Origin of the sequence: Bacillus ndiopicus (assembly GCF_000612805.1) — a bacterium.
GTDB classification, from domain to species: domain Bacteria; phylum Bacillota; class Bacilli; order Bacillales_A; family Planococcaceae; genus Metasolibacillus; species Metasolibacillus ndiopicus.
The window spans coordinates 11,994-33,848 of the sequence record NZ_HG964412.1 but is presented as its reverse complement, the minus strand read 5'-3'; the positions used below and the strand labels follow the sequence as shown (position 1 = coordinate 33,848).

Sequence of the window (21,855 nt, the reverse complement as noted above, 5' to 3'; positions counted from 1 at the left end):
ATGAGAAAAAGTATTCAACAGCTTATAAATACACTTTTACCAATGATAGCGTTATGGGCACTTGCGTTTTATCTTATGCAATATTCACCTTGGCTAAGTGTTGCATGTAGTGTATTTGCAGCAGGTTTCCTTATACGCACATTTATTATTTTCCATGATTGTACACATGGTTCATTTTTCAAAAATAAAAAAGCAAATGATATTGTTGGTTTTATTACAGGTACGTTAACATCTTTCCCGTATGAAAAGTGGAAGAGAGAGCATACGATTCACCATGCAACAAGCTCAAATTTAGATAAACGTGGTATTGGTGATATCGATATGTTAACTGTGGAGGAATATGTTGAGAAATCAAAGCTAGGTCGCTTTGGCTATCGTCTGTACCGCAATCCAATTGTTATGTTTGGTTTAGGACCACTTTATATGGTTTTAGTTTTAAACCGTTTTAACCGTCACGATGCTAAAAAGAAAGAGCGCATGAATACGCATCTTACAACACTTGTGTTAATTGCCATTTGTGCTACTTTAATTTATGCATTTGGCTGGCAAGCATTTTTACTAGTGTATGGTGTGACATTATTTATCGCAGGAGCTCTAGGCATTTGGTTATTTTATATCCAACATACGTACGAAGATTCATATTTTGAGTTTGAGGAAGATTGGGATTATGTAAAAGCAGCTGTAGAAGGAAGCTCGTATTACAAGCTACCTAAAATTTTACAGTGGACTACAGGAAACATCGGCTTCCATCATGTGCATCATTTAGCGCCACGTATTCCTAATTATCATTTAGAGGAAGCGCATAAAAATGTAGCACCATTACAACATGCAACAACAATTACATTAAAAACAAGCTTAGAATCAATTCGTTTTAAGCTATACGATCCTGATAGCAAGAAATTTGTAACGTTTAAAGAAGCGAATGCACTAATTGCGTTGCGTAATAAAAAGCCAATACAAGCATAAATAGATAATAAAATTTAAAGGGGCTGTTCGGAAAGATAATACTTTCTGAGCAGCTTTACGTTTTGTATAGATTTTGGAATCTTTTTTCAACAATATGGAAGTACACTTTGGTATAATACATATTCAAGGGAGTATGTAGATAGAAAGGAGGCATTTATGCAAAGCTGGTATAGCATTATTCCGAAAAGCCCGTGGTTGAGTATTTACATATGGATTATATTTTGTATTATGCCATTTTTCTTTATCGTCCGCTCTTTTTCCATTTGGCATATTATATTAGGCACTTGTTTCATATTGTTATATTTCGTTTTCCATCGCTTTTCCTTTAAATCAAAAAATGGGCTAGTATATATGTGGCTTAGCTTTCAAATGGTACTCAACGTCATTATGACATTGGTGTTCGGCTACGTTTATTTATCGCTTTTTACAGCATTTTTTATCGGTAATATACGGCAGCCTGTAGGGTTTTATATTATGTATGGCTTACATATTGGCTTTACTGTGCTATCGATTGTCGCTGGTTATTTTATTTTTTTAGATATGTTTTTAGCACAGACGCCATTTATTATTTTGGCGGTAATTGGGGTTGTACTGCTACCATTTACACTATATACACGTAATAAACAGGAAAATTTAGAGGGTGAGCTCGAGACAGCACGCGAGCGTATTTCAGAGCTTACTATTCATGAGGAGCGTCAACGTATTGCACGCGATTTGCATGATACACTTGGACAAAAGCTATCGATGATTGGTTTAAAAAGTGATTTAGCGATGCGTCTTGTAGAGAAAAAGCCTGAGCAGGCAATAGCTGAAATTAAAGATATTCGTCACACAGCATCAATCGCGCTGAAAGAGGTACGTGAGCTTGTTGCAGATATGCGAGCTGTTAGGATAGAGGAAGAGCTGTATCGTATAGAACAAATTTTAAAAGCGGCTGAAATTGAGTTTGCTCTTCATAAAGACGAGCATGTTCTGCAAATGCCTGTTTTGTCCGAAAATGTTATCAGCATGGCGATGAAAGAGGCTGTTACCAATGTTGTAAAGCATAGCAAAGCATCACGCTGTGATATTACGATTGCACAAACAGATAATGAAGTTGCTGTAGTTATAAAAGATAACGGAATAGGTTTGCCTGAGCGTTTTAATAGCAGTGGCAGTGGTTTAAAAGGGATGCAAGAAAGATTGGAATTTATCAACGGTACAGTGGAGTTAGTTAATAATAGTGGAACGCAGTTAACAATTCGAGTACCACTTGCGATAACGCATCAAAAAGGGAGGGATACAAAATGATACGAATTGTCATTGCTGAAGATCAGGGAATGTTACTAGGTGCAATGAAATCCTTGCTTAGTTTAGAGGAAGATATGGATGTAGTAGGACTTGCGAAAAACGGTGAAGAAGCGATTAAGCTTGTAACTGAGCTACAGCCTGATATTTGTATTATGGATATTGAAATGCCTGTAAAAACAGGTCTTGATGCAGCGGAATTGCTACGTGAGCAGGAATGTAAAATTATTATTTTAACAACTTTCGCTCGCCCAGGCTATTTCGAGCGAGCTCGTAAGGCAGGGGTGCGCGGTTATTTATTAAAGGATAGCCCGATTGAAGAGCTTGTACATGCTATTCGTACAATTATGGATGGCCGCAAAATCTATGCACCAGAGCTTGTGGACTTCGTTTATGAGGATGATAGTGAAAACCCATTAACTGAGCGTGAAAGCCAAGTATTAGAGTTAGTGGCAGAAGGCAAAACGACGAAGGAAATTGCAGCAGAGCTTTATTTATCAGCAGGTACAGTACGCAATTATATTTCTACAATTTTAGATAAGCTCGGCGTCAGCAATCGAATCGAAGCAATCGCGCGCTTCAAAGAGAAGGGCTGGAATAAATAAAGAGCAAAGGGAATGGCGACTGCTCCATTCCCTTTAAATTTTTGCGAACGTAGAATAAACTTTGAAAAACGTAGAATAAATCAAAAAAACAAGAGAAGTTAAGCCTTAAAATGCAAAAAAGCTGTAGGGGAAGCCTTGTCCCTACAGCCTACATATTATTTTTTCTTTTTAGTTAAGCGACCTAATGCAAATGCTCCTGCTGCTACTGCAAGGATTGTGTTTGTTTTTTTGTTAAACACTTGCTTTGTTACAAGGTTTAAGTTTTGTGGACGCTCTGCAAGACGGCGCATGAAGTAACCGTACCAGTCTTTACCGAATGGTACATACGTACAGAAGTTATAGCCCTCTTTTGCTAAAGCAAGCTGCATTTCTTTACGGAAGCCGTATAGCATTTGGAATTCGAATTTATCATTCGGAATATTATGGTCTTTTACGAAGCGTTTCACATGCTCGATTACGTTGTGGTCATGTGTAGCGATTGACGTAAATTTACCATTTAATAAATGATATTCGATTAACTCGATGTAGTTTAAATCGATATCTAATTTATCTTGGTATGCTACAGATTCAGGCTCTTTGTATGCACCTTTTACAATGCGTAGACGGAAGTTTTTGAATTTCTCGATATCTTCTTTTGCACGGAAGAAGTAAGCTTGAATTACTGTTCCAACATTATCATATGTTTTAGAAAGCTCTTCAACTAAATCGAAAGAAACTTGTAAACGGTCATAGTTTTCCATATCGAAGTTAACGAAAATATCGTACTCAGCAGCTTTTGCTACGATTTCACGTAAATTGTCGTAACAGAAGTCGATATCAATATCAAGACCAAGTTGAGAAGGTTTTAATGAAATGTGAGCATCTACGCCTTCAGCATGAATTGCTTCGATTACAGCTAAAATTTGTTCTTTTGCTGCCTTTGCTTCAGATCTTTCGAAAACGAATTCACCTAAATTATCAACTGTACAAGAAATGCCTTGTGCATTTAATTGTTTCATGCTTTCGATAACTTCAGGAATATTTGTTCCTGCAACAACGCTTTGAGCTCCTAATTTTAGGCCATACTTTTGTGCTGCGCTATTTAAAAGTTGGTTTTCTGATAAGTGGATAAAAAAGTCACGTAATAGCATAAACTGTGCTCCTTTTATTTTTAGAATATAAATCTAAATTATTATAACATATTTACTCGGATATGCTACAAAAGTATAGCGTATCTTTAAATGAAAGAATTTTTAATTAATTGCATACGTTCATTGAATAAGGATGGATAAATTAAAAAGCCAAAAATAATGCTTGTTAAAGTAGCACAAGTTAATAAAGCAAAGACAATTAAAATTTGAAATTGTACCGCCTGTATTGGATCTGCGCCACCAATAATTTGCCCACTCATCATGCCAGGAAGCTGCACAAGGCCAATCGTTTTTTGCGCCTCGATTGTTGGAATCATGCTTGCTTTGATAGCCTTTGTTAAATGGCGATGTACTGCCTGCTTTGGCGTACCGCCGAGCGATAAAATAAGTTCAATTTCATGCTCATGTGCTTCTATTTCTGATGAAAAGCGATTTAAAAATAAAATAGCCAAAACCATCGAATTGCCAATAAGCATCCCGCTAATTGGAATAATGTATTGGGGAGTAGGCGGGATAATATGAAAGCCTAATAACACTCCTTGTGTAATTACTTCAACAACAATTAATGTAACCGCTAGTTTCCATGTAATACCCGGAATATTTTTCCCCTTTTGACGTGCATTAAGCGTTGCAACTGTAATCATTAGCGCAATCATTAGCAGCAAATAAACGAGATGCTCTGTGTCAAAGACGAATTTCAATACATAGCCTACAATAAGTAGTTGAATAACGGAGCGAACAGTTGCGATAGTTGTATCCTTTTCAAGCCCTAAATTTAACGTCCTCGATAAAATAAGTGGAATAAGTACAAAAATCAGTGTTAATGCTAATGGTGTGTAGGTCATGGCGTCCTCCCAAGAAGAAATGATTGAATTCGAGAGTCCTTAGAGCTCATTATCTCGTTAGTTGTACCTGCCGCAACAAGCTCACCTTTCATTAACACCCACGTCATATCCCCTAAATCTTTTGCCTGCCTAGTACTATGAGTAATCCAAATAATTGTTACACCTCTTTGGCGAAGCTTTAAAATCAATTGCTCGATATCGTGGACAGATTGTGGATCTAAAGCAGATGTAATTTCATCTAGCAATAATATAGTTGAATTATTTAATAAAGTCCTAGCGATAGCAATTTTTTGCTTTTGACCCCCGGATAAATCAGTTGCCTGCCGCATCAGAAAAGATTCGTCCAAACCTACATCAATGAGTGCGTTAAGTGCTTCTTCAGTTGTTAAAGTCTGATGCTGTAGTCGCCTAGGTAATGCTAAGTTTTCAAAAACAGTTGTTCTCAAAATAGGCGCTTGCTGTAATACTATACCTACTTTTCTTCGCAGTACAGTAGGCTCAAATGTATCAATCGCCTGTCCTTCTACAAAAATCTGGCCGTTTGTTGGGCTAATTAAAGCATTACATAATTTGAGCAACGTCGTTTTACCTGAACCCGAGGGTCCGATTAAAGTTGTAATGGAGTTAGTCTGCACTTGCTGCGAAATATTCGATAAAATAATTTGTCCATTTATTTTGTAGCTAATGTTATCAAGTTGAATTACATGTGAGGCAGTCATTAGAGTCTCCTTTGTATAGTTATTAAGCTCAAGTATAAACATTCAAGCCGATTAAAACATTAAAATAGTGTATACTATGACTAATATGTTTTCGGAAGAAGGGATTTTGTATGGGAACGAAGTATCAAGATGATAGTCTAGCGTTACACACGGACTTATATCAAATCAATATGGCAGAAAGTTATTGGGCAGATAATGTGCATAATCGAAAGGCTGTATTCGAACTTTATTTTAGAAAGCTACCGTTTGGCAATGGCTATGCTGTTTTTGCAGGACTCGAGCGAGCACTTGAGTATTTAAAAAACTTCCGCTTTACAGAAAGCGACATCGCTTATTTACGCGAAGAGCTTGGTTACGAGGAGGATTTTTTAAGCTATTTACAGGAAGTTCGCTTTACAGGAACAGTGTATTCAATGGTGGAGGGGGAGCTTGCTTTTGGCAATGAACCTATTATGCGTATTGAAGCACCACTTATTGAAGCGCAGCTCATTGAAACGGCACTATTAAACATCGTTAATTTTCAAACACTGATTGCAACGAAAGCAAGTCGTATTAAGCAAGTAATCAAAGACGAGGTTGGTATGGAGTTTGGGACTAGACGTGCACAGGAAATGGATGCTGCTATATGGGGAGCAAGAGCCGCTATAATTGGTGGTTTTGAATCCACATCAAATGTACGTGCAGGGAAGAAGTTTAATATTCCAGTATCAGGTACGCACGCTCATGCGCTTGTGCAAGCATATAAAAATGATTACGATGCCTTTCATGCGTATGCAAAGCGCCATCGTAATTGCGTCTTCTTGGTAGATACGTATAATACGCTGAAATCAGGTGTACCATGCGCGATAAAAGTAGCGAAGGAGCTTGGGGATAAAATTAATTTTATTGGCATTCGTTTAGATAGCGGAGATATCGCCTTTTTATCTAAGGCAGCGCGCCGTATGCTAGATGAGGCAGGATTCCCGGATGCGAAAATTATTGTTTCAAATGATTTAGATGAATATACGATTTTAAATTTAAAGGCACAGGGCGCAAAGGTTGATATGTGGGGAATTGGCACGAAGCTTATTACTGCATACGATCAGCCAGCATTAGGTGCTGTTTATAAAATGGTAGCTATTGAAAATGAAGATGGCGTTATGGTGGACACAATAAAAATTTCTGCTAATGCGGAAAAAGTAACAACGCCAGGTTTAAAAAAGGTATATCGTATAATCGATCGTGTTACAGGCAAATCAGAGGGAGATTATATTACGATGGAGGACGAGCAGCCACAGGAGGAGGAGCGTATTAAAATGTTCCACCCTGTACATACGTTTGTCTCAAAATTTGTAACGAATTTCGAAGCGAAAAATTTGCATGTAAAAGCGATTGAAGATGGGAAAATCGTTTATCAAAATCCTACACTTATAGATATTCGCCAATATGCGAAAGACAATTTAGAGCTGTTGTGGGATGAATATAAGCGCTCATTAAACCCAGAGGAGTATCCAGTGGATTTAAGTCAAAAATGTTGGGACAATAAAATGCGCAACATTAATGAGGCGCGCGCAATGGTTGAAAAGTTGGAGCAATCATAAGGAGTGTTGATAAATGACGTTGCAACAGCAAATTATCGAGGAACTAAAGGTTTTGCCAACAATTGACCCACAAGAGGAAATTCGCAAAACAATTGACTTCCTAAAAGGCTATGCAAAAAAGCATACTTTTATTAAAGGCTTTGTATTAGGAATTAGTGGCGGCCAAGATTCTACGTTAGCCGGTAAGCTAACTCAGATGGCGGTTGATGAGCTGAATGCGGAGGCAAGGGAGGATAAATATGCATTTTGGGCAGTGCGTTTGCCTTATGGTACGCAGTTTGACGAACAGGATTGCCAAGATGCTTTAGAGTTTATTCAACCAACGCATATTTACACAATTGACATTAAAGCTGCGGTAGATGCAAGTGTTCAAACATTAGCTAGTGCAGGTATACATTTAAGCGATTTTGCTAAAGGCAATGAAAAAGCCCGTGAACGTATGAAGGCCCAGTTTTCAATTGCCGCGATGAAGCAGGCTGTCGTAATCGGCACAGATCATGCAGCAGAAGCAATTACAGGCTTTTACACAAAATTTGGTGATGGCGGTGCAGACTTAATGCCGATTTACCGTTTAAATAAACGCCAAGGAAAACAAATTTTAGCGCATTTAAATTGTCCACAGCATTTATACGTAAAAGTACCAACGGCTGATTTAGAGGAAAATCGTCCAGCATTACCTGATGAAACAGCGCTCGGCATTACCTATGATTTAATTGATGATTATTTAGAGGGCAAAGAAATCCCATCAGATGCTCGTGCCATTTTAGAAGGGCATTATTTACGCTCACAGCATAAAAGACATATGCCAATTACGATTTTCGATGATTTTTGGAAGTAATAAAAAAAGCCGAACTATCCAATGAAACTCTAATAAAGCGTTTCGGAATAGCTCGGCTTTTCTATTTAAAAATTTTAAGTGAAAATACGATATAACTAGTATAAGCAATTCTAAAAAATATTGAAGGGAGGTATGTGTAATGCGCACTTCGAGAGTAAATGCCACACATAATAATATGTTTCGCGACGACCGCCATTATGTACAGGCAGGGGATGCTTTTCAGCAAGTTATGGATGATGGTAATCGTCCACCATTTAATCAATCAAATCAACAATCACTATTGTCCAATAATAAAAAGCAAAAGAAAAACAAAGGCATCATTTTAAAAAATAGTCCGCGTCTCATTATTAAAGGCATGCAGTACAACGCAGACTCTGCAATAATTCGCAATAGACTTCTTGTCGCATCGCAAATTGTCAACTACTCAAGCAATATTAAAAGCCGCCATTACACATACCGAAATTCGATTTAAAGAAAAGACCATTTTAAATTAAAGGCTAATCAACACACCTGTTTTGAAATAATATTTTTGACAATCTCTTGGTTAGTTCTTTTTCCTTTCAGTTGTGTTTAAAAGTGCTTTTCGTTATGCTTAAAGTACTGGAAACGGGTTGTTCGTGTCTCACATTATGGGGAGATATGATTGATTATTCAAAAAAATGTTGTTGGCGCAAGGAGGATATGGGATGCATCATCAGATTGAAGCAATTATTCAAAACATAGAAAAAGTAATGATTGGTAAAAAGGAAGTCGCTGAGCTTAGTGTTGTTGCACTACTTGCAGGGGGACATGTGTTACTAGAGGACGTTCCAGGTGTAGGGAAGACAATGATGGTTCGTTCTTTAGCGAAATCAGTTAGCGCAGAGTTTCGAAGAATTCAATTTACACCAGATTTATTGCCCTCAGATGTCGTAGGTGTTTCGATTTATAATCCAAAAACATTAGAATTCGAATTCCGACCAGGACCTATTATTGGCAATATTATATTAGCAGATGAAATTAACAGAACATCTCCTAAAACTCAATCTGCTTTGCTAGAAGCAATGGAGGAAGCATCTGTGACAGTTGATGGTGAGACGCTTGAAATACCAAAGCCATTTTTTGTTATGGCGACTCAAAATCCAATTGAGCATGAGGGAACATATCCGTTGCCAGAGGCGCAGCTTGATCGCTTTTTATTGAAGATTAAAATGGGTTATCCAACATTAGCTGAGGAAGTAGAAGTATTAAGAAGGGCACAATATGCACAGCCAATTGAGCAAATTGAAGCGGTGCTTTCTTTAGATGAGCTGCTTGCATTGCAGCATAAAGTGAAGCAAGTTTTTATTGAGGATAGCGTCAAAACATATATTGCCCAACTAGCTAGTGCAACTCGTCGAGATGAGCAAATTTATTTAGGTGTAAGTCCACGTGCCTCGATTGCCTTAATGAAAGCCGCACAGGCCTATGCTTTATTGAAAGGGAGAGATTTTGTAACCCCTGATGATGTGCAATATCTAGCACCCTTTGTCTTTAGCCACCGTTTAATTTTACAGCCAGAAGCACGTTATGAAGGGATTACAGCAGAGCAGGTTATGGGACGTATTGTTGAATGGGCGACAGTGCCTGTTCAAAGGTATAGTGAACGATGACGAATGCGTATACAATTATTCGAAATAATATTAAATTAGCAAGTATTGTATTACTTGCAATTAGCTTGTTTTGCTTTGCTATGTTTCAAGGTGGCTTTGTAAGTTGGTTTATTTTTTTTACTATTAGTCCATTTTTACTTTATGCAGTCATGTTGTATTTCGTCCCACTTAAATTTGCAATAATAGAACGCACTATTTATCCGTCCCATCCAAAACACGGAGATGATTTAGGAATAACGGTGAGTTTTCGTAATAATACATGGATTCCACTGGCCTTTCTTGTCGTTCGAGAAATGACCAATGAACATCATATAAATAATAATAGTAAATTAATTTTTGTTGGCTTCAAACGTAGTTTTGACTGGACATATGAAGTGAAGAATGTGACGCGTGGGGAGTATCGTTTTCAAGGCTTGGAATTTACAGTGACAGATTTTTTTGGATGGGCAATCCGTCATAAAAAAGTAGAACAGCCCCACACTATTCTAGTTTACCCAAAAACAGTTACTATCCCTTTTTCGACAATGCAAATGCAATATGATCAAGGGTCAGTTGTTTCTAAATATACGATTATGAAAGATACAACAATGGTAGCGGGTGTTCGTAATTATCAGCCAGGAGACCGCTTTTCTTGGATTCATTGGAAGTCCTTTGCGAAGGATGCGACGCTACGCACAAAGGAATTTGAAGATCGCCAAGCACAACGATTACTCGTCTGTATTCAGCAATCTTCACTTAAACATTTCGAGCAGGCAGTAAGTTTAACTGCCTCTATAATGCAATCTATCGTCAAACATCGTGGGGAAGTATCATTTGCTACTGCAGGCGAAAATCGTTTATATATGCCTTTAGTCCGCACTGATGGACAGCTAGAAAAAGTGATGCGCCATTTAGCTGTTGTTAAGGCAAATGGGGAAGATACAGCGTCAATCATTGTACGTAGTAGACACCAAGGGCTGAATCAATCCATTTTAATAATTGTGACAGGGGAATTTACGAAAGAGTGCCAGCAATTATTATTAAGCAATACGCAGCAGGTCCGCGCAATTATTTGCTTTGTCATTGTCACGATTGATGAATTAAAAAGCATGACAAATACATACCGTACGATGGGACAAAATCGAGTGGTTTATTTAACAGAGGATATGTTTAGTCAGGCGTTCACGGAGGTGAATAGACCGTGAAAAAAGATGTAAAGTTTTATTTAGAATATAGCGTGTATTATTTAATAGTTTTTGTTATTTTACGTGAATGGTTAAATCCTATTATGGAGCTTACAAACACAGGGTATGATTATTATTTCCTGCTTTTCATAGCTCTTTCACTTGCATTAGCAATGTTAGGATTACCTCTAATCGTCACATGGGTTATTAAAGTTGCCTATATAGCATTTTTTATTATTCGTGCTTATAGTGAGTATTCAATATTTTCAACAGAGGGGCTACATTTTTTATATAGCGAATTGCAGTGGAATATACTACAGCTAGTGCAAAGGAATTTCACGGAAGTATCGAATCCATTCCGTACGCTACTATTTTTAATACTTATTTGGATGCTTGTTTATTTAATTCATCATTGGATTACTGTGCATATGAGCGTCTTTTATTTTTTTGCGTTAACGATTTTCTTTATTGCGATGCTTGATACATTTAGCGAATACGATGGTAAAGCCGCAATAATTAAAGTGATGCTATTAGGGTTAATGTTGACGGCTTTTCTTTTCTTAAAACGTTCCACTACGATAATGGGCGCAGTATTGCAAAGAAAATCTTATGTGTATTATTTAATGCCTGTTATTCTATTTGTTAGTCTAGCGGGTCTTGTCGCTTTTATGCTACCAAAAGCAGAACCTCAATGGTCTGATCCTGTTCCATTTATTAAAGGGGTAACAGGGCAAGGAGGCATTGGTGGAGTTGCAGAAGGTAAGGTTGGCTATGGTGAAAATGATGAGACACTAGGAGGAGGCTTTTCTCAAGATGATACGATTGTTTTTCGGGCGCATGCACCGAAAAAGCAATATTGGCGTATAGAAACAAAGGATTTCTATACATCAAAGGGCTGGATTGTCGCAAATGATGGCTCCAATGAATGGGAAATACCTTCAAATACATTGCTGCCGTTGTCCATTCCAATGGGGGAAAAGCAATCGCTTGCGGAAATATTCCCAATGGCGGATTTTCCGTTTATTTTACAACCATATGGTCTACAGCGTGTATTATTTGATGGTTCAACTCTCTTTTCAAGTGAAACAGAGAAGCTACAAACAATCGTGCAAAATGATATTGTAGCATTAGATTATTATCAGCTTGTTTATAATGAACCTACTTATAGCTTTACAGCATTAAAGGATAAAAATATGCCAAAAACGGCGGTTAATGCACGCTTTTTACAATTGCCACATTCACTGCCAGAGCGTGTGCGAGATTTGGCTGAGCAAATAACAGCAGACTACAGCACTACATATGATAAAGCTAGAGCAGTAGAACGTTATTTCCAGCAAAATGGCTTTAGCTATGATACGAAAAATATCGCATATCCTGCTGAAGAACAAGATTATGTGGATCAGTTCCTGTTTGAAACAAAACGAGGCTACTGTGATAATTTCTCTACTTCGATGGTAGTAATGTTGCGTGCAATTGATATACCAGCGAGATGGGTAAAAGGCTTCGTAGGGGGCGATCAAGTTGGTCGTACAGATGATGGACTACTCGTATTTGAAGTACAAAATAATGATGCCCATTCTTGGGTAGAGGTGTACGTAGATGGCGTTGGTTGGATGCCGTTTGAACCAACAATAGGCTTCTCTAACCCTATATCCATTGATTATGATGTTGACCTATCGGAAAGTGAAGACAAGCTCGTGCCAGAGGAGCAAAAAGAGCTTGAGCAACAGCAAAAAGAAGAAATGGAACAGGCAAAGCAAAAAGAAGAAACAAAAAAAGCTTCTTTAAATGTATTGAATGAAAAAAATAAAAAATGGCTTATCGTCTTTGTTATAGTGTTATTCATTGTCATTTATTTGCTGTATCGCCGTCGCCGTAAATGGCTGCCATCAGTATATGTAAAAATAAATCGCCAAAAGAAACAAGATGCCCAAAGCTTCGATTTATCTTACAGTCGCTTATTAAAGCAATTAGAGCTCTATGGCTTTAAGCGTCAAAACTATCAAACATTAAAAAGCTTTGCACAGGAAGTAGATGAGCACTTTGGTACGAAGGATATGACGATTTTAACAGAGGCTTATGAACGTATGATTTACAGCGAAAAAGGCGAAACGTTAGACTACGAGCAACTGAAGGAAAATTGGGAATATCTAATTAATCGTACAAGTCGTTAGCAAGAGGGGAATTTTTGAAAAAATAGAACGGACAAACCTTCATAATTTTGTCGCACCTATCTTTCTTTATTCATATTTATGCAGAAAAACATTTGGTAAAACAGAAGAAAAAGAGTAGAATAAATAGCATTAAGAGGAGGTTGTATCAAGTTGAAGCAGGACAATATTTTAGTATTGGATTTAGGTAGTAGCGAGAATACGACGATTGCTCGTTGGATTCGTGATTTAGGTGTATATAGTGAGATTCATCCTCATGATATTACCGCTCAAAATATTCAAGATTTAAAAACGGTAAAAGGAATCATCCTAAACGGTGGTGAAAACAATATCGTTGATGGTGAAGCGATTGACGTATTGGATGAAATCTATGATTTAGGCATTCCTGTAATTAGTGTAAATCACAAGTCTACAAAAGCATCAAAAACTTTAGATAAGTGGCCAAACGAAGAAGAAACGAAAGCATTTTTAAAAGAATTCGTTTTTGATACATGTAAAGCTGAAGCGAACTGGAATATGAAAAACTTCATTGAAGATCAAGTAGCTTTAGTTCGTGAGCAAGTCGGCGATAAAAAAGTACTTTTAGCTCTTTCTGGTGGTGTTGATTCATCTGTTGTTGCAGCATTACTTATTAAAGCGATTGGTAAGCAGTTAGTTTGCGTTCACGTAAACCACGGCTTAATGCGTAAAAATGAATCTGAAGGCGTTATCGCCATGTTCGAAAAAGACCTTGAAGAAAACCTGATCTATGTAGACGCAAGTGAGCGTTTCTTAGGTAAGCTTAAAGGTGTTAGTGAGCCAGAAGAAAAACGTAAAATTATTGGTAATGAATTCATCCGTGTATTTGAAGAAGAAGCACGCAAGCTTGAAGGAATTGACTTCCTAGCACAAGGAACAATTTATCCTGATATCGTAGAATCGGGTACGAAAACTCATAAAGTAGTAAAATCACATCATAATGTCGGTGGTCTTCCAGAGGATTTACAATTTGAATTGGTGGAGCCATTATTCCAATTATTTAAAGATGAAGTACGTGCATGTGGTGTTGAGCTTGGACTTCCTCATGATATGGTGTATCGCCAACCATTCCCAGGCCCAGGACTAGGAGTGCGAGTGTTAGGTGAGATTGAACCTGAGCGTCTTGAAGCTGTACGTGAATCAGATGCTATTTTACGAGAAGAATTTGCGATTGCGGGATTAGATAAAAAGGTATGGCAATACTTCACGGTAGTGCCAAACTTTAAATCTGTTGGTGTTCGCAACAATGAGCGTACGTACGAATATCCGGTAATCATCCGTGCGGTCAATACGGTAGATGCGATGACAGCAACAATTGAACCAATCGATTGGCCAATCCTGTTAAAAATTACAGATCGCATTATTAACGAAGTGAAGCATGTTAACCGCGTGTGCTACGACCTGTCTCCAAAGCCAGGCGGCACAATTGAGTGGGAATAATTAAAACAAGCTAGTCTGAAAAAAATCAGGCTAGCTTTTTTATATGGGGATAAAGAGAGTGAACCAATTTTCATGAGTAAAGGAGCACCTTGCAAGAAAGTGCCATTTAGCAAAATAGCTATAGAAACCATCTCATACAAGAGAGTCTTCTTTTTTCGGTTGCATGTATAGTCAAAATGTATAAAGGTAAATAAAGTTGAACAACCTTTAATAAATGTTTATAACATTAAAATCATAAATTTCTTTTCCTATAGGAAAAGAAATTTATGATTTTCCAGTACTCGGTTTCGGTTCACAGAAGAAGGCTTGGATTATTTTATTGACAAATTCAAGACAAAGGAATAGTATTAATTCGAAAGTTAAATATCTTGAATTCGAGATAAAGGGGAGAGGTTTCTATATGGTTATCGATTGGTCAGTAACAGCGGTCTATAATACAATAATGTCAGTTTCAACTGGGATTGGGTTATTATTAATTATTCGATTTGGTTCTCATTTAGCTCAAGAAAAAGTTGGACAACTAGAAGGTTGGGCAATAGGATTTGGAATACCTGGGGTTATATTAACGCTAACAGGGGCTCATATGACCCTTACTTGGCCTTTATCAAAAATTGGATTCCCGTTTGATGATATTATTTTTGGAGAGACTTCTCTAGCTTTTGGGGTTCTCCTTATAGCTGCAACGATCTTATTATGGAGAAAATCTAATCTATATTTAAAACAAGGCATTGATATGAATGATTCGAAAGTAGTTTCCAATACTTTAAAGAGAGAATTGCCATACTTGGTAAAACCTTTATCATATTTTGCTGCGGCAATGGGACTAGCACTCATTTCAATCGCATTTGCAGGTATTGGCTATCAATTATTCGCAGCACCGCCAGAAGAACCAATATCGGGAGCTTTTGCTGATTATCCGATGATGGAGGCTACTTTTATGTCGCTATTATTCGCGATTACAGGGATTGGAGCAATATTGTTTCCTTTTGCCTTAAACAAAGGCGCAAATCCAAATTTCGCAAAAGCTATTAAATACCTCTGGACAATTGCAGGTATCATCTTTGTTCTATTTGGAGCTATGAATTACTTTACGCATATTGGATTAATTGTTAATACAATGGCCAAATAATTTTGAATGAAAAAATGCCTGTTGCTACCTCAATAGTGTCAATTAATTCGGCAAAATGAGGGGCACAGGCATATACATAAGATTGATTAAAAAAGAGTACTAACAGGATAGATTGATAATTTTTTTATCTTTATTGATACTTTCATTGTTGCTATTAGTAATTTAAACTGCTTGGTCACTTATCAAAATATTTTCTTTAATTTCTTTTTTTAAGATGAAAAATAAAGAGAGCACACCTATTTCCACAAGTAACGGAACAACAACAAGATGCGTTTGCAAGAAAACGCTGCTTATCAAAATGGCTAGACAAATAAATATAGAAATACGTTGATAACCTTTTGACTGGTAGAAAAATGCGTACGGTAACAAATGTCCTCCATAAATAATGGCATATACAGGCAAAACCCACTCAGGTGCTTTAATAAGCAGAAGGATACATATAATTAAATATAAAATTTGATTGTTTGTTGCGATTAATAGCCCTTGAATCAATGGATTTTTTTTATAAAACAAATCGACATTAACTATTTTGGCACAAACAATTGAAACGGGGAACAACAATGCGCCACAAGATAAAACACTAATATTTTTTATCATCAAATCTAATGGCAATAATGTAATTACTGTAATAACGCCCCAAATAAATATGGAGGCCATAATAAAAGGAAGACCTTTCTTTTGTTTCTCTGCAATATCATTTAATAATGTATGTAAGCTAGTATTAACGTTCATTTTTTTCCTCCTTAAACTGTGATTAATTTTCCAATGCTTTATTCAAGCTATTTGCTATTTTCTTATTTTCATATTTTGAGTAGAAATAAAATCCGATGATATGACCAATCAACGTTATGACTAAAACTAACAGTAGATAAGGTTTAACAAATATAAGTGCTTTCGCTGAAAAAAGATATACACTCCCAATACTGCAGAAAAAATTCAAAAAAGTGCTCAGTGCAATTTTAGTTGTGACTTTTAATGTAGAATAATTCCACAAATAAGGATAGACTATGCCAAAAATAATCCCCATTAAAATGCTGATGCTAATTAAATTCCAAACATAAAGGAACTGGACTGTATCCTCATGGAGAATAGTAGCTAAAACGACAACCAAAATCATTCCTAAAAATGCAACTTGCAAAAATCTATTTTTCAAGTCTTTTATCATAGCAACCTCTCCTTAATCGACTTTGCGTAATGTCTACTGACAATATATTTATTGTGTTGTTTTGTCATCACTTCCAACCTTGCATGACTTCCTGAAACGAACGAGTGTATTTGAGTTAAATTCAAAATATGAGAGTTGTTGATTCTAACCAAGCCAAATGACTCTAAGTAAGATAATTCTTTTAAAATCTTATTCAATATTAACTTTGTACCATCTATTAAAAAAAGGTTGCTAAAATGTCCGGCCGCTTCAATTGCTTCAATGTCATTAAGTTCAATTACCACCTGGCGATTGGTTTTAAGGTCTGTCGCATTTAATGTCATAGATTGTAAGAATCGTTGCTCAAATTTTAAAAGTAGTTCTTTATTCGATGGATTACTAATAATCTCAACTTCAGAAGATGGTTTATTTTTCTTCCAAATATAGCTGAACTTCATGCTAATCTCCTTTCTGTTTTTATCGTAACAACACTTCGCAGTGCTTACGATGATTTTTCGTTTTGTTGCAAAAAAAATGGGATTTGTTACATCATTAATATTAAACGAAGTAACTGTTAACAAAAAGATTTATATGCGATAATGATAAATATATGAGTTGTTACAATACATGCGCCAAAATATACAAACGATTAGTTAATTAGCATATGCAACAAAAATCGGCAACAGGTAATTAAAAAAAGAATATTTCATCAATTTTGCTAGTAGTTGATTTTGCTTTTCATAAGGTTTAAAATGTAAAAAATAAAATGCAGTGTGCCTTCATATGAGTTTGGTAATAGGCCCAAATATTTCAGTTAAGTTACCATGAAACTTATCTTTAACGGTGGTTTTGGGCATTCTAAAAATAGGAATGCGGAAAAACACTTACTATGAATGAACGCGTAGAAAGCATATTTTCCACGCGTTTTTTGTGATTGTAGGCTGCATTAAACATACTAGAAGAGGTGAAAGTTGTGGCAACTCCTTTATTAAAAGAGCAAGAAAAGATTATCGTTCTTGATTTCGGAAGTCAGTTTAATCAATTAATTACGCGTCGTATTCGTGAATTCGGTGTATTCTCAGAATTACATCCACATACTGTTACAGCGCAAGAAATTAAAGAAATGAACGCTGTAGGTATCGTATTTTCTGGCGGTCCTAACTCAGTATATGATGACCAAGCATTCAAAGTAGATCCAGCTATTTTTGAATTAGGCTTACCGATTTTTGGGATTTGCTACGGCATGCAATTAATAGCACATACGCAAGGTGGTAAAGTAGAAAGCGCGGAAACTCGCGAGTATGGTAAAGCAGAAATCAATGTTGTGACAGAAGGTAAATTATTCGGGGACTTACCAAAAGAGCAAATCGTATGGATGAGCCATGGTGACCACGTAACAGAAGTGCCTGCTGGCTTCGAAGTAATTGCAACAAGCCCTGCATGTCCAATCGCAGCTATCGCAAACGTAGAGCGCAAAATTTACGCAGTTCAATTCCACCCAGAAGTGCGTCACTCTGTATATGGTAACGACTTATTGAAAAACTTTGTGTTTGAGGTATGTGGTGCAAAAGGCGACTGGTCGATGGCAAACTTCATCGACATTGAAATTGCTAAAATCCGCGAGCAAGTAGGGAACAAGCAAGTTCTTTGTGCGTTATCAGGTGGCGTAGACTCCTCAGTTGTAGCAGTATTAATCCACAAAGCAATTGGCGATCAACTAACATGTATGTTCGTAGACCACAACTTAAACCGTAAAGGCGAAGTAGAGCAAGTAATGAAAACTTTTACTGAAGACTTCGATATGAAAGTAATTAAAATTGACGCACGAGAGCGCTTTATGAATAAGCTAAAGGGCGTATCTGACCCAGAGCAAAAACGTAAAATCATTGGTAATGAATTCATTTATGTTTTCGATGAGGAATCAGCAAAGCTAGAAAACATGGATTTCTTGGCGCAAGGTACGCTTTATACAGATATCATTGAATCTGGTACAGCAACAGCACAAACAATTAAATCTCACCATAACGTAGGTGGATTACCGGAAGATATGAAGTTCGAATTAATCGAGCCATTAAATACACTATTCAAAGACGAAGTACGAGCTTTAGGCTTAGAGCTAGGTCTACCAGAAGCGGTAGTATGGCGTCAACCATTCCCAGGTCCAGGGCTAGGTATTCGTGTACTTGGTGAAGTAACGGAAGAAAAATTAGAAATCGTACGAGAAGCGGATTATATTTTACGCGAAGAAATTAAAAATGCAGGTCTTGAACGTGACATTTGGCAATACTTCGCTGTACTACCAGACATCCGTTCAGTAGGTGTAATGGGAGACGGTCGTACGTACGATTACGCAGTAGGTATTCGCGGCGTAACATCAATCGACGGCATGACGTCAGACTGGGCTCGTATTCCTTATGATGTATTAGAAAAAATCTCGGTGCGTATTGTCAACGAAGTAAAGCACGTAAATCGTGTGCTGTATGATATTACGAGTAAGCCACCAGCTACGATTGAGTGGGAATAGTAGTAGGAGAGTTAGAAACCCTTGATGTATAAGGGTTTTTGGCTCTTTTTTATTTTATATGTTGTGTGAATAGTTTGCAGTAAATTTATTTTTAGGAGAGGAATCATGGTTTTGTTTCGGCTCTTTGAACGAAATGATTCCATTTAATTTGTTAGCAACTTCAAAATTACTATGAGGATATGAATAATTAGGAAGTTGTACTTACGGTGATAATAATTTTGAAAAAATGCGATAAAAGATCAATTTTTACCTAGAAAAAAGGAGCAGTTTTGCGACTTGGTAAATGATTCAACGAATATCAGGTAACCAATCCTACTTAGATAAACTCTTCTAAGTAGGATGACTATGTTCTTTACTAGGAATATCGTGACTTATTCATTGTTTTTTGGAGGAAACCCAAAAACATTTGCACGAAACGCTACTAGGAATCCAAGAAGAATGAGGATAAACATGACCCATGGAAAAGTACTCACGTCAAATGATTCCATCAAAATTGCTCCAATTGCACTCCCGCCACCAATAGCGAGATTCCAAACAGTAACTAACATAGATTGGGCAATATCAGCACCTTTTTTCGCATTATCTGCTATTGCTGTTTGCGTAAGTGTTGCTGCTCCTCCAAAGGTTAAACCCCATAAAGCTACAGCAATATAAATGATAGTAGGCTGACTAATTCCGATACCTAATGATAATGATGCCAATCCAAACCCAGCAAGACTAATTAAAACTAAAGTACGTAATATACGTTCAATGAATACACCTATAATCCAGATTCCAACTAAAGATGTAATGCCAAAAACGAGTAAAACCAAATCAACTCGTTGGGCAAGACCTGCTTCAGAAAGGTATGGTGCGATATAAGTATAAAGTATGTTATGGGAAAGTATCCAAGCCAATACAACAAACAGAATGGGGCGAACGCCAGGGGTAATGAAAACCTTGAGAAGGGTCATTCGCTTTTCAGATGTTTGTCCAGGAAAGTCTGGAAGTTTCCAAATAATCCATAAAATTAATAATGCCGCTAATAATGACATTATTCCGAAGACAGTTCTCCAGCCAACAAGGGAGCCAAGAAATGTCCCAACAGGAACACCAAAAGCTAATGCAAGAGGCGTACCAATCATAGCTACAGCCATTGCTCTTCCTTTCAATGACTCTGGTGCCATAAGTCGTGCATATCCCGCGGTCATCCCCCACAGTACTCCAGCAGTTACACCCGCAAAGAAACGAGCTATTATAGTTAAAGTCAAACTAGAAGATAGAGCTGTAATAGTATTAAATACAAGGAATCCAGTAATACATAAAAGAAGCAAGGGTTTCCTATGCCACCCTTGTGTTGCAGTAGTGATAGGAATAGCTGCAATTAGTGAGCCAAGAGCATAAGCCGTAACAAGTTGACCTGCTAAGGATTCTGACACACCGAGTCCTTCACTTATCGGTATTAATAGACCAGCTGGTATAGTTTCCGTAAGAATACATATGAATCCAGCCATAGCTAGTGCAATTAAACCAGCCCAAGGAAGACGTTCTGAAGGTATGGTATAAGACTCTTCATTTTGTTGAGTTAAATCAACGTTATTATCCATTTATAAAAGTCCTCCTGATTAGTTGATGGAATTAATTATACTAACAGTATTTCAATATTCACATATGATAATAAAGGCATTGATGTGTATTTAACTATAAAACAAATGAATTTTAATGATATTGCATTTAAAATATAATATAATGATTTAGGGGTATATACGTCTTACAGTATGATTAGTTATTGTGAAATGTCAGTATCGTATATTAAACTTAATGTACTCTGCGATATTTCATAGAATTTTAATTAGTTATAAACAAAATACAATTATTATATCAAGGGGTGCTTAAATGGATAGTATCGATAGAGATATACTAATGCGTTTACAATCAGATGCTCGGTTGTCAATGACTTCCCTTGGAAAACTTATAGGGCTATCTCAACCAGCAATAACGGAAAGAGTAAAAAGACTAGAAGAACAAGGAGTGATAAAGAGATACAGTGCTATAGTTTCCAATGAGAAAGTTGGAAAATCCACTGTGGCTTTTATCCTTTTTAGGACGACAAAGTGCAATAATTTCGTTGATTATTGTAAGGAGGCTCCACAAGTAGTAGAGTGTCATCGAATTAGTGGGGAATATAATTATTTGATTAAAGTAGTAGTTGAATCCACAAAGGAACTTGAATTATTTGAAAATGATAGTATGAAATATGGAGATTCCACTACATTGATTTCCTTATCATCACCTATTGAAAACAAGCCATTGACACCAAATTTAATAGAAAATATATAAAGTCAAGGCTCATAATCTACCATGACTGTGTTAGGCAAAGTGGATTTCGCTCGTTCTATGTAGGAAGTCGTGGCCTACTTGTCTGGTAACTAACCATCCACTTTCCAGTACCATTTTAGGTTCAAAGTGTTTTTCGCCTGCTTCAACAGGTAAAATCACCTCAATATCATCTGCTCGTTGAATATCCGAGTACAAATTGTAGCTGCGAGATAAAGTGGTCATGCGCCTACTAATTCTGCGCTGTTCCACTTTGCCTTTGCCAGCATATTTTAAGCGTTCAAATGTTTTCTCCATGTTTGAAATCACATATTTTAGTTTCATCGTTCATTCCCTCTTTCTTTTATAA

General features: G+C 36.9%; 21 protein-coding genes and 1 pseudogene. 13 read left to right on the top strand and 9 right to left on the bottom strand.

Going from position 1 to position 21,855, the window contains the following annotated elements; all coding sequences use genetic code 11:
• The 3 genes from TY13_RS18965 (at position 1) to TY13_RS18955 (ending at position 2,858) form a co-directional block, all read left to right on the top strand.
• A complete protein-coding gene (locus TY13_RS18965; protein ID WP_081797051.1) occupies positions 1 to 966 on the top strand; it encodes a fatty acid desaturase in 966 nt (321 codons plus the stop codon).
• Between the two features lie 156 nt (positions 967 to 1,122).
• Positions 1,123 to 2,256 carry a sensor histidine kinase gene (locus TY13_RS18960; RefSeq protein WP_195891727.1) on the top strand — a complete coding sequence of 378 codons (1,134 nt, stop codon included), beginning with the start codon at positions 1,123 to 1,125 and terminating at the stop codon, positions 2,254 to 2,256.
• Positions 2,253 to 2,858 (top strand): response regulator transcription factor, encoded by a 606-nt coding sequence (locus TY13_RS18955; RefSeq protein ID WP_042479168.1) that lies wholly within the window; start codon positions 2,253 to 2,255, stop codon positions 2,856 to 2,858. Before TY13_RS18960 ends, TY13_RS18955 begins: the two co-directional genes overlap by 4 nt.
• 155 nt (positions 2,859 to 3,013) lie before the next feature.
• On the opposite strand, the gene TY13_RS18950 is transcribed toward TY13_RS18955, so the two are convergent.
• From TY13_RS18950 to TY13_RS18940, 3 genes are all read right to left on the bottom strand, one after another.
• Complete coding sequence (locus TY13_RS18950) at positions 3,014 to 3,988, bottom strand: proline dehydrogenase family protein (RefSeq protein WP_042479167.1); 975 nt, start codon at positions 3,986 to 3,988, stop codon at positions 3,014 to 3,016.
• A gap of 86 nt (positions 3,989 to 4,074) precedes the next feature.
• On the bottom strand, positions 4,075 to 4,833 hold the full coding sequence (locus TY13_RS18945; RefSeq protein ID WP_042479165.1) for an ABC transporter permease: 759 nt from the start codon (positions 4,831 to 4,833) through the stop codon (positions 4,075 to 4,077).
• The gene (locus TY13_RS18940) at positions 4,830 to 5,552 is read right to left on the bottom strand and encodes an ABC transporter ATP-binding protein (RefSeq protein WP_042479163.1); all 723 of its coding nucleotides are present in this window, start codon (positions 5,550 to 5,552) and stop codon (positions 4,830 to 4,832) included. Before TY13_RS18940 ends, TY13_RS18945 begins: the two co-directional genes overlap by 4 nt.
• A 110-nt stretch (positions 5,553 to 5,662) precedes the next feature.
• On the opposite strand from TY13_RS18940, the gene TY13_RS18935 reads away from it, so the two are divergent.
• From TY13_RS18935 to TY13_RS18900, 8 genes are all read left to right on the top strand, one after another.
• A complete protein-coding gene (locus tag TY13_RS18935; RefSeq protein WP_042479161.1) occupies positions 5,663 to 7,132 on the top strand; it encodes a nicotinate phosphoribosyltransferase in 1,470 nt (489 codons plus the stop codon).
• 13 nt (positions 7,133 to 7,145) lie between these two features.
• On the top strand, positions 7,146 to 7,970 hold the full coding sequence (gene nadE / locus TY13_RS18930) for an ammonia-dependent NAD(+) synthetase (protein WP_042479159.1): 825 nt from the start codon (positions 7,146 to 7,148) through the stop codon (positions 7,968 to 7,970).
• 139 nt (positions 7,971 to 8,109) lie between these two features.
• The gene (locus TY13_RS18925) at positions 8,110 to 8,442 is read left to right on the top strand and encodes a hypothetical protein (protein ID WP_042479158.1); all 333 of its coding nucleotides are present in this window, start codon (positions 8,110 to 8,112) and stop codon (positions 8,440 to 8,442) included.
• 214 nt (positions 8,443 to 8,656) lie between these two features.
• The gene (locus TY13_RS18920; RefSeq protein ID WP_042479156.1) at positions 8,657 to 9,601 is read left to right on the top strand and encodes an AAA family ATPase; all 945 of its coding nucleotides are present in this window, start codon (positions 8,657 to 8,659) and stop codon (positions 9,599 to 9,601) included.
• The gene (locus TY13_RS18915; protein WP_042479155.1) at positions 9,598 to 10,785 is read left to right on the top strand and encodes a DUF58 domain-containing protein; all 1,188 of its coding nucleotides are present in this window, start codon (positions 9,598 to 9,600) and stop codon (positions 10,783 to 10,785) included. The genes TY13_RS18920 and TY13_RS18915 overlap by 4 nt, the downstream gene beginning before the upstream one ends.
• Positions 10,782 to 12,938 (top strand): DUF4129 domain-containing transglutaminase family protein, encoded by a 2,157-nt coding sequence (locus TY13_RS18910; protein ID WP_042479154.1) that lies wholly within the window; start codon positions 10,782 to 10,784, stop codon positions 12,936 to 12,938. The genes TY13_RS18915 and TY13_RS18910 overlap by 4 nt, the downstream gene beginning before the upstream one ends.
• 144 nt (positions 12,939 to 13,082) lie before the next feature.
• Positions 13,083 to 14,393 (top strand): glutamine-hydrolyzing GMP synthase, encoded by a 1,311-nt coding sequence (gene guaA / locus TY13_RS18905; RefSeq protein ID WP_195891729.1) that lies wholly within the window; start codon positions 13,083 to 13,085, stop codon positions 14,391 to 14,393.
• 400 nt (positions 14,394 to 14,793) lie between these two features.
• Positions 14,794 to 15,522, top strand: a complete 729-nt coding sequence (locus TY13_RS18900) for a DUF981 family protein (RefSeq protein WP_042479152.1) — start codon at positions 14,794 to 14,796, stop codon at positions 15,520 to 15,522.
• A 162-nt stretch (positions 15,523 to 15,684) separates the two neighbouring features.
• Here the strand turns inward: TY13_RS18900 and TY13_RS18895 are convergent, their stop codons facing one another.
• From TY13_RS18895 to TY13_RS18885, 3 genes are read right to left on the bottom strand one after another with little or no spacing between them, the layout of a single operon-like run.
• A complete protein-coding gene (locus TY13_RS18895; RefSeq protein WP_042479151.1) occupies positions 15,685 to 16,254 on the bottom strand; it encodes a DUF7010 family protein in 570 nt (189 codons plus the stop codon).
• Between the two features lie 22 nt (positions 16,255 to 16,276).
• Positions 16,277 to 16,687, bottom strand: a complete 411-nt coding sequence (locus TY13_RS18890) for a hypothetical protein (RefSeq protein ID WP_042479149.1) — start codon at positions 16,685 to 16,687, stop codon at positions 16,277 to 16,279.
• On the bottom strand, positions 16,684 to 17,124 hold the full coding sequence (locus TY13_RS18885) for a LytTR family DNA-binding domain-containing protein (RefSeq protein ID WP_042479147.1): 441 nt from the start codon (positions 17,122 to 17,124) through the stop codon (positions 16,684 to 16,686). Before TY13_RS18885 ends, TY13_RS18890 begins: the two co-directional genes overlap by 4 nt.
• Positions 17,125 to 17,639: 515 nt before the next feature.
• On the opposite strand from TY13_RS18885, the gene guaA (TY13_RS18880) reads away from it, so the two are divergent.
• Complete coding sequence (gene guaA, locus TY13_RS18880) at positions 17,640 to 19,190, top strand: glutamine-hydrolyzing GMP synthase (protein ID WP_195891726.1); 1,551 nt, start codon at positions 17,640 to 17,642, stop codon at positions 19,188 to 19,190.
• A gap of 54 nt (positions 19,191 to 19,244) precedes the next feature.
• On the opposite strand, the pseudogene TY13_RS21090 reads toward guaA (TY13_RS18880), so the two are convergent.
• Positions 19,245 to 19,370 (bottom strand): annotated as a pseudogene (locus TY13_RS21090) (site-specific integrase); the annotation flags it as partial.
• Positions 19,371 to 19,561: 191 nt separating this feature from the next.
• Positions 19,562 to 20,776, bottom strand: a complete 1,215-nt coding sequence (locus TY13_RS18875) for an MFS transporter (protein ID WP_042479144.1) — start codon at positions 20,774 to 20,776, stop codon at positions 19,562 to 19,564.
• A 289-nt stretch (positions 20,777 to 21,065) separates the two neighbouring features.
• Between TY13_RS18875 and TY13_RS18870 the strand changes: the two genes are divergently transcribed.
• On the top strand, positions 21,066 to 21,509 hold the full coding sequence (locus TY13_RS18870) for an Lrp/AsnC family transcriptional regulator (RefSeq protein WP_042479143.1): 444 nt from the start codon (positions 21,066 to 21,068) through the stop codon (positions 21,507 to 21,509).
• Positions 21,510 to 21,539: 30 nt separating this feature from the next.
• Here TY13_RS18870 and TY13_RS18865 read toward each other — a convergent pair whose 3' ends face one another.
• Positions 21,540 to 21,830, bottom strand: a complete 291-nt coding sequence (locus TY13_RS18865; protein WP_081797049.1) for a DUF961 family protein — start codon at positions 21,828 to 21,830, stop codon at positions 21,540 to 21,542.
• Positions 21,831 to 21,855 lie beyond the last annotated feature (25 nt).